Annotated in this window: 2 protein-coding genes and 1 pseudogene; all 3 read right to left on the bottom strand. The window is 67.3% G+C overall.

All coding sequences use genetic code 11. The annotated features are described in order from the left end of the window. Positions 1-260, bottom strand: a pseudogene (locus tag AC1VAN_RS17660) (substrate-binding domain-containing protein); the annotation flags it as partial. A 255-nt stretch (positions 261-515) separates the two neighbouring features. Then, a complete protein-coding gene (gene gspF, locus AC1VAN_RS17665) occupies positions 516-1715 on the bottom strand; it encodes a type II secretion system inner membrane protein GspF (RefSeq protein ID WP_480986327.1) in 1200 nt (399 codons plus the stop codon). A gap of 7 nt (positions 1716-1722) precedes the next feature. Beyond that, positions 1723-2719 (bottom strand): GspE/PulE family protein (locus AC1VAN_RS17670; RefSeq protein ID WP_480986328.1); only part of this gene is annotated, 997 nt, incomplete at its 5' end.

Below are 2719 nucleotides of genomic sequence, written 5' to 3' on the forward strand. Positions count from 1 at the left end.
GAGTCGCTGCCGGCGAAATGCACGGTACCGGTGGTCGAGAACAGCGCCGAGTTGTTTTCCAGGAAGGCCTTCTTGCCGGTGCCCGAACCGGTCACGGCGTAGCTGAAGTTGGCCGGCAGGATGCTGTCGGCCTGGCCCTTGTAGAGGTCGGCCGGCAGCGAAGCGCCGCCGCCGGTGACAGCGGTCTGGGCCGACGCGGCACCAGCAGTGGCGAGCAGCGCGGTAGCAACCAGCGCGGCCAGGGTCTTGTACTTGGTCATGATCTTCTCCTGAAGGGTTTACTGCGAAGGTGAAACACCAAGGGAGGAACGGTCACTACACGCCTGCTGCCGCCGAGGGCCTCCCAGCCCACTCTGCGGCGACAGGGACATGCTGGTCGCCGCCGATGACAGGCCGCTTAAGAAACCTGTGGAAGATCGAGAAAAGGTGTGGAGGATTGTGTGGAGAATCGAAAGCCTGCCGCGCTGCGCGCTCGCCGGGCATGGCGCGTCGCTACCCGTGATGCGCTTCGCGCATCACTGCACCAGCTGGTTCATTTCCATGATCGGCATCAGCACGGCCAGCACGATGGTCAGCACCACGCCCCCCATCACCAGGATCATCGTGGGCTCCAGCAATGCAGTGAGTGCCATCGCGCGGCGTTCAATCTCGCGTGAGATGGTCTGTGCAGCGCGGTCGAGCAACGGTGCCAAGGTACCGGTCTTCTCGCCACTGGCCACCAGATGCACCAGGATCGGCGGATACACTTTCTGCACCTTCAGCGCAGCGCCAAGCGAAGTACCTTCGCGCACGCGTGCGGCCACATCATCGGCACAGCGCGCCAGCAGCGCATTGCCCAGTGTCTGTCGTGCGGCGTCCAGTGCGCGCAGCAAGGGCACACCGGCATCAAGCAGGATCGCCAGTGTCGATGCGAAGCGTGCGCTGTTCACGCCCAGCACGAAGCGGCCCACCATCGGTACGCGCAGCAGCAGGCTGTCCCAGCGCAGGCGAAGATCCGGCCGCCGCAGCGCCAGCCGCCAGCCCACCACCAGCGCGCCGATACCGATCCCCGTCCATATGCCCCATGCGCGTACGAACGCACTGGCAGCCAGCATCACCTGGGTCAGCATCGGCAGCGTCTGGCGCGCCTGCACGAACGCAGTCACTACCTGGGGAACCACGTAGCTGAGCAGGAAGATCACGATCGCCACCGACACCAGGCTGATCGCCGCCGGGTAGATGAACGCCGTCAGCACCTTCGCCTGCAGCGCGTTGCGCTCTTCGATGTAGTCGGCCAGGCGCTCCATCACCCGCGCCAGATCGCCGGAATCCTCGCCGGCACCCACCAGGGCACGATAGATCGCGGGAAAGTCGCGCGGCCGCGCCGCCAGCGCCACGGTCAACCGTTGGCCGCCGCGCACATCGGCACGCACCGCAGTGAGTGCCTGCGCAACGTGCGGGCGTTCGGCCTGTTCGATCACGGCGCTCAATGCGCTTTCCAGCGGCAGGCTGGCGGCCAGCAGGCTGGCCAGTTGCCGCGTGGCCCAGGCCAGTTCGCTGGCCGACAGCCTGCGCGTGCCCCAGCCACTGCCAGCACTGCGTGCGGCTGATACCTGTACCGGTGTCAGCCCACGCCCGCGCAGTTGCTGGCGCACGCCGCGCGCGTTGTCGGCGTCCAGCTGTCCCWTCTCGATGCGCCCCTGCGCGTTGGCGGCCTGGTAGTCGAACAGTGCCATGCGCGCCTCAGTCGTCGCCGGTCACGCGCAGGATCTCCTCCAGCGTAGTCACCCCGCTGTCGACCCAGCGCTGCCCGTCCTGGCGCAGGGTGCGCATGCCGGCGCGCCGCGCGGCCTCGCGCAGCGCAGGTTCGCCCTGCCCTTCATGGATCAGTGCCCGCACGCGCTCATCCACCACGAACAGTTCGTGGATACCGGTGCGCCCGCGGTAGCCGCTGTTCGCACAGGCGGGGCAGCCTACGGCCCGCCACACGGTGCGGCCCTCGGCATCCACTTCGGCACGCCGGCACTGCAGGCACAGCCTGCGCACCAGCCGCTGCGCCAGCACGCCACGCAACGATGAGGCCAGCAGGAAAGGTTCCACGCCCATGTCCGCCAGTCGGGTCACCGCCGAAATCGCATCATTGGTATGCAGCGATGCCAGCACGCCGTGGCCGGTCAGCGACGACTGCACCGCGATCTGCGCCGTTTCCAGGTCACGGATCTCACCGATCATGATGGTGTCCGGATCCTGGCGCAGGATCGCGCGCAACGCCGTGCCGAAACTCATGCCGATGCGCGCGTTGACCTGGATCTGGCCGATGCCGGCGAAGTCGTACTCCACCGGGTCTTCCACCGTGAGGATGTTGCTGGTGCTGCTGTCGAGCTGCCCCAGTGCCGCATACAGCGATGTGGTCTTGCCGCTGCCGGTCGGCCCGGTCACCAGCACGATGCCATGCGGCTGGCGGATCAACCCGGTGAAGGTGGCCAGCGTATCGTCGGCCATGCCGAGGCGTTGCAGCTGCAACCGCCCGGCATCCTTTTCCAGCAGGCGCAGCACCGCCCGTTCGCCGTGCCCGGTGGGCACGGTGGAGACGCGGATATCCAGCGGCCGGCCACCCACGCGGATCGCAATGCGCCCRTCCTGCGGYARRCGCTTYTCGGCGATRTCCAGRTGSGCCATGATCTTGATGCGCGARAYCAGCGCSGCGTGCAACGCACGTCGTGGCTGCACCATGTCACGC

The sequence above is a fragment of the Stenotrophomonas sp. 05L44_2 genome (genome assembly GCF_056665995.1).